Source organism: Streptomyces viridosporus (genome assembly GCF_002078235.1).
In the GTDB taxonomy this organism is placed as follows: domain Bacteria; phylum Actinomycetota; class Actinomycetes; order Streptomycetales; family Streptomycetaceae; genus Streptomyces; species Streptomyces viridosporus.
This window is the reverse complement of sequence record NZ_MSGP01000031.1, coordinates 1-5,757: the sequence shown is the minus strand read 5'-3', so window position 1 is coordinate 5,757 and position 5,757 is coordinate 1. Positions and strand designations below refer to the sequence as shown.

Genomic DNA, 5,757 nt, shown 5'->3' with positions numbered 1-5,757 from the left:
TCCCCCTCCCCCCGGCGAACCGTCCCGGGCCGGGAGCCGGGCCGGGGAGGGGCGGGAGCGGCCCGGGCGGCGGGAGACGGCCGAGGAGGCTCCGCGCGACACGTGGCAGTGGAAAGGGCACGCCCCGGGCGAGGCGGACGGCGAGGGTCCGGACGCCGAGGCCGGGAGGCCGGACGCGGCGGGCGTCGGCGGCCGGCCCGACGCACCGCGCGAGGGGGACGACGACACCGCCCCGCGGGCGCCGGCGTCGCAGGAAGCGGTTCCCGTGTCCTCCGCGCCGCCGCGGACGTCCGCGCCGGACTCCGTCACGAGCGCCGAGCGCCCCGTCGAGCCCGTCCTGCGGATCCTGCCGCTCGGCAGCGGGCTGATGCTCATCGGCCTCGGTCTGGGGCTCGCCATCGTCGCGCTGCGCATGCGCCAGGGCGGCGGCCTGTCCTGACCCGGCCCGGGAGCGGTCGCCCCCGGGCCGGGCCCCACGGCCGACGCCGCTCAGTCCGCCACGACCAGCAGCACCTTTCCGATGTGACCGCTGTCCTCCACGACCCGGTGGGCGGCGGCCGCGTCCGACATCGGGATCTCCCGGTCGACGACGGGACGGACGTGGCCGTCGGCGACGAGCGGCCACACGTGTTCCCGTACGGCCGCCACGATCGCCGCCTTCTCCTCCAGCGGCCGGGCCCGCAGCGAGGTCGCGCTGACGGCGGCGCGCTTGCGCAGGAGGGCGCCGATGTTCAGCTCGCCCTTGACGCCGCCCTGCATGCCGATGATCGCGAGCCGGCCGTTGACGGCGAGGGCCCGGACGTTGCGGTCCAGGTACTTGGCCCCCATGTTGTCCAGGATGACGTCCGCGCCGGCGCCGTCGGTGGCCTGCTCCAGCTCGGCGACGAAGTCCTGCTCGCGGTAGTTGATCAGGATGTCGGCGCCGAGTTCGGCGCAGCGGTCCAGCTTCTCCTTGGTCCCCGCCGTGACGGCGACCCTGGCACCGACGGCCTTGGCGAGCTGGATCGCCATGGTGCCGATGCCGCTGGAGCCGCCGTGCACGAGGAGGGTCTCGCCGGGACGGAGGTGGGCGACCATGAAGACGTTCGACCAGACCGTGCAGACGACCTCCGGGAGCGCCGCCGCCCGCTTGAGGTCGAGCCCCGCGGGGACGGGCAGCAGCTGACCGACCGGGACGGCCACCTTCTCGGCGTAACCGCCGCCGGCCAGCAGCGCGCAGACCTCGTCGCCGACGGCCCATCCGCCCACGCCGGGTCCGACCGCGGCGATCCGCCCGGAGCACTCCAGGCCGGGGTACGGGGACGCGCCGGGCGGGGGGTCGTAGAAGCCCTGCCGCTGGAGGATGTCGGCCCGGTTGACGGCCCCGGCCACCACCTCGACCAGGACCTCGCCCTCACCGGGCACGGGATCGGGGACCTCGTCCCACACCAGCGCCTCGGGTCCACCGGGTTCGGGAATCGTGATCGCATGCATGAGGGGGACGGTACTCCTGGGGCCGGGGCTCCGGGGAAGGACTCCCGGGGACGGAGCTGCGGGGAAAGGCTTCTGCGGGCGGGACTTCCGGGAAAGGCTCCTGGAGCCGGGACTTCCGGGGAAGGACTCCCGGGGTCGGGACTCCCGGGCCGGGACGGAGGGCCCGGGTCGCGCGTCCCGCTCCCGGGGGCGGGGTCCGCGTCGGCCGTGGGACCGGTTCGCGGGAAGAGCGCGTGCGGGAGCGATGAGTTCGCACGACGGCGACGGTCTCTCCTGGCGTAGCCCACGCACGCGGAAGGACCCGAAGCATGAGCACGCAGACGTCCGGCCTGGCGATCGAGACCGCCGGCCTGGTCAAAACCTTCGGTGAGACCCGGGCCGTCGACGGGGTCGACCTCGCCGTACCGGCCGGCACGGTGTACGGGGTCCTCGGACCGAACGGCGCCGGCAAGACCACCACCGTGAAGATGCTCGCCACCCTCCTGCGTCCGGACGGCGGCGAAGCCCATGTCTTCGGTCACGACATCGTGCGCGAGGCCGACGCGGTGCGCGGCCGGGTGAGCCTCACCGGCCAGTACGCCTCCGTGGACGAGGACCTCACCGGCACCGAGAACCTGGTCCTGCTGGGCCGGCTCCTGGGGCACGGCAAGTCCGCCGCCCGCGTCCGCGCCGCCCGGCTCCTGGAGGCCTTCGGGCTCACGGAAGCGGCCGGGAAGCAGGTCAAGCACTACTCCGGGGGCATGCGACGGCGCATCGACATCGCCGCGTCCATCCTCAACACCCCCGACCTGCTGTTCCTCGACGAACCCACGACCGGTCTGGACCCGCGCAGCCGCAATCAGGTGTGGGACATCGTGCGCGCGGTCGTCGCCCAGGGCACGACCGTGCTGCTGACCACCCAGTACCTGGACGAGGCCGACCAGCTGGCGTCCCGGATCGCCGTCATCGACCACGGCAGGGTGATCGCCGAGGGCACCAAGGGCGAGCTGAAGGCGTCCGTCGGCGCCGGCTCCGTCCATCTGCGGCTGCGGGACCCCGATCAACGGCCGCTCGCCGCGGACCTGCTGCGCCGCGTCCTCGACGCACAGGTGCAGGACGAATCCGACCCGGTGGCGCTGACCGCCCGCCTCGGTACGGCCGCGAGCCACGACACCGCCGCCGAACAGGCCGCCCGCGCGCTGGGCGAACTGGCCCGCGCCGGCGTCACCGTCGACAACTTCTCCCTCGGCCAGCCCAGTCTGGACGAGGTGTTCCTCGCCCTCACCGGCCACGACACCCACGCACCCGGCTCCGGCCGCTCCCACGACCCGAAGGACGAGGTGGCTGCATGAGCACCGCGACGACCACCGAGAGCACCGAACTCGCCCCGGTCAGCGCCGATTCCCTCGCCGAGCTGTTGGTCTCCGAGGAGCGCCCGCCCCGGCCCAGCGCCTGGTCGGCCTCGATGACCTTCGGCTGGCGCGCGGTCCTGAAGATCAAGCACGTGCCGGAGCAGCTCTTCGACGTCACCGCGTTCCCGATCATGATGGTGCTGATGTACACCTACCTGTTCGGCGGGGCGCTGGCCGGGTCGCCGAAGGAGTACATCCAGTTCCTGCTGCCGGGCGTCCTGGTGATGTCGGTCGTGATGATCACGATGTACACCGGTGTCTCGGTCAACACGGACATCGAGAAGGGCGTCTTCGACCGGTTCCGCACCCTGCCGATCTGGCGGCCGTCGACGATGGTCGGCTATCTGCTCGGCGACGCCCTGCGCTACACCATCGCGTCCGTCGTGATCCTGACCGTCGGCATGGTCCTCGGCTACCGGCCCGACGGCGGGGTCGCCGGCGTGCTCGTCGGCATCGCGCTGCTGGTGGCGTTCGCGTTCGCGTTCTCGTGGATCTGGACGATGTTCGGGCTCATGCTGCGCACCGAGAAGTCGGTGATGGGCGTCAGCATGATGGTGATCTTCCCGCTCACCTTCCTGTCCAACGTCTTCGTCGACCCGAGGACCATGCCGGGCTGGCTCCAGGCGTTCGTCAACAACAGCCCCGTCACCCACCTCGCGTCCGCGGTGCGCGGAGTGATGGCGGGTGACTGGCCGGCGGACGAGATCGCCTGGTCGCTGGGGTGGGCGGGCCTGTTCGTGCTGGTCTTCGGGCCGATCACGATGCGGCTCTACAACCGCAAGTGACGGCAGCCGCGCCTGACACGGCTCCACGACCGCCGGGAACGCACGACCGTCGGGAACGCACGACCGCCGGAAGCGCGCGCACGACCACCGGGAACGCATGGCCGCCGGACCCGCGGGCCGCCGGACCCGCGGGCCGTGCTCAGGTCCGGGGGAGCGGGCGGATGTCGGGCGCGACCTGCGTGCCCGGCGTCACCCGTACGATCGTGATCAACCGGTCCGTCAGCTCCAGCGTCCCGACGGCCGGATCGTCGTAGCCGAGCACCCGGTGCCCGCGCAGCACGCTCACCACCAGATCGTCCACCTCGCGCGGTGTCCTGCCCACCTCGGCCTTTATGACCGGCCGCTCGACGATGTCGAGCCCCGTGCCCTGCTGGATGAGGTCCTCCATCACCATGCCGGCCGCGGGGCTGAGCACGGACAGACCGAGCAGCCGGCCGGCCGCGCTGGCGCTGGTGATGACCGCGTCGGCCCCGGACTGCTTCAGCAGCGGCGCGTTCTCCTCCTCGCGCACGGCGACCACGATCTTCGCGTTCCGGTTGAGCTGGCGGGCCGTCAGGGTCACTAGCACGGCCGTGTCGTCGCGCTGCGTGGCGATGATGATCTGCTTCGCCCGGTACACCTCGGCCCGCTTCAGCACCTCGCTGCGCGTGGCATCACCTATCACTCCCGCGAAGCCGTCCACCGCGGCCGCGTCGATCGCCTTCTCGCTGGGGTCGACCACCACGACCTGTTCCTTCCGCAGCCCCGTGGCGCAGACGGTCTTGATCGCGGACCTGCCCTTGGTGCCGAACCCGACGACAACGGTGTGATCGCGCAACGTGGACCTCCAGCGGTTCAGTCGCCACTCCTCCCGGGTGCGTTCGGTGAGGGCCTCGAGGGTGGTGCCGACCAGGATGATCAGGAACAGCACGCGCAGCGGCGTGATGACGAAGATGTTGGTCAGACGGGCGCCGTCGCTGACCGGCGTGATGTCGCCGTACCCGGTGGTGGAGAGGGTGACGGTTGCATAGTAGAAGGCGTCGAGGAGGTCGACGGACCCGTCGGAGTTGTCGGCGTAGCCCTCGCGGTCGGCGTACACGATGAACGCCGTCACCACCAGCACCAGCAGAGCCATCGACAGCCGCTTGACGACCTGGCGGATCGGATGCTCCACCATCTTCCTCGGGAGTTTCACCCGATGGGTCACCAGATGTTCGTCCGCCTGGCGGGCGATGGCGTCCTGACCCGGAAGTTTCACGTGAAACACACCCCGATTCCCCCGGAGGCCCAGGGCAGATCGAGCAGTTCCGCCTCCTGGCCGGGCCGTGCCCCGCCCGGCGGTACGACGGCGAGCGCATCGGCCGCCGCGACACCGCGCAGCATGGCCGGGCCGTTGTAGAGCAGCGGCAGGGCCCGGTCGCCGCGCAGGGAGACGGGAACGAGCCGGGTGTCGTACGGGTGTCCCTGCACCGCGTCCCGCAGCGGCAACGTGTACGGCTCCGGGGCGGGGCGCGCGGCGAGGGTCCGCAGCAGGGGCTCGGCGAGGGTGAGCAGGCCGGAGACGGCGGCGAGGGGGTTGCCGGGCAGGCCGACGAGATGCTGGTTCTCCCGGGTACGGGCCAGGAGCATGGGGTGGCCGGGGCGCACCTGGACGCCGTCCACGAGGAGTTCGGCGCCGATGCGGCGCAGCGTGGGGTGGACATGGTCGACCGGGCCGGCGGCGGTGCCGCCGGTGGTGACGACGACGTCCGCGTCGGACGCCGTGAGCGCCTCGTGCAACGCGTCCTCGTCGTCGCCGATCCGGCGGACGGCGGTGGCCTCGGCGCCGAGTGCGCGCAGCCAGGGCGGCAGCATCGGGCCGAGCGCGTCCCGGATCAGCCNNCGTCGCCGAGGACGAACACGTCGACGCGGGGACGGGGAACGACGCTGAGCGTGTCGTACCCGGCGGCCGCGGCCATGCCCAGGACGGCCGGGGTCGTCCGGGTGCCGGCGGACAGCAACTGGTCCCCGCTGCGGCACTCCTGGCCGCGGGGGCGGATGTCCTGGCCGTGCGTGACCGTGTGCGGTGCTCCGGCGGCCGCGGTGACGTGCAGACGGCCCGTGGCGTCGGTGCGCCCGTGCTCGCTGCG

5 protein-coding genes and 1 pseudogene are annotated in these 5,757 nt (G+C 72.6%); 3 read left to right on the top strand and 3 right to left on the bottom strand.

The window, feature by feature from the left end; all coding sequences use genetic code 11:
• A partial coding sequence (locus tag B7L92_RS02375; protein ID WP_081235844.1) for a hypothetical protein occupies nt 1-439 on the top strand: 439 nt, incomplete at its 5' end.
• 50 nt (nt 440-489) lie between these two features.
• Here B7L92_RS02375 and B7L92_RS02370 read toward each other — a convergent pair.
• Nucleotides 490-1,473, bottom strand: coding sequence for an NAD(P)H-quinone oxidoreductase (locus tag B7L92_RS02370; RefSeq protein ID WP_081235843.1), 984 nt, complete (start codon nt 1,471-1,473; stop codon nt 490-492).
• A 308-nt stretch (nt 1,474-1,781) separates the two neighbouring features.
• Here B7L92_RS02370 and B7L92_RS02365 point away from each other — a divergent pair, with 308 nt between their 5' ends.
• On the top strand, nt 1,782-2,804 hold the full coding sequence (locus B7L92_RS02365; protein ID WP_081235842.1) for an ATP-binding cassette domain-containing protein: 1,023 nt from the start codon (nt 1,782-1,784) through the stop codon (nt 2,802-2,804).
• Entirely contained in the window at nt 2,801-3,649 is an 849-nt protein-coding gene (locus B7L92_RS02360) for an ABC transporter permease (RefSeq protein WP_081235841.1), read from the top strand. Before B7L92_RS02365 ends, B7L92_RS02360 begins: the two co-directional genes overlap by 4 nt.
• Nucleotides 3,650-3,788: 139 nt before the next feature.
• Here B7L92_RS02360 and B7L92_RS02355 read toward each other — a convergent pair whose 3' ends face one another.
• Both B7L92_RS02355 and B7L92_RS02350 read right to left on the bottom strand, forming a co-directional pair.
• Nucleotides 3,789-4,886, bottom strand: a complete 1,098-nt coding sequence (locus B7L92_RS02355; RefSeq protein ID WP_081235840.1) for a potassium channel family protein — start codon at nt 4,884-4,886, stop codon at nt 3,789-3,791.
• Nucleotides 4,883-5,757, bottom strand: a pseudogene (locus B7L92_RS02350) (molybdopterin-binding protein); the annotation flags it as partial. The pseudogene B7L92_RS02350 and the gene B7L92_RS02355, both read right to left, overlap by 4 nt.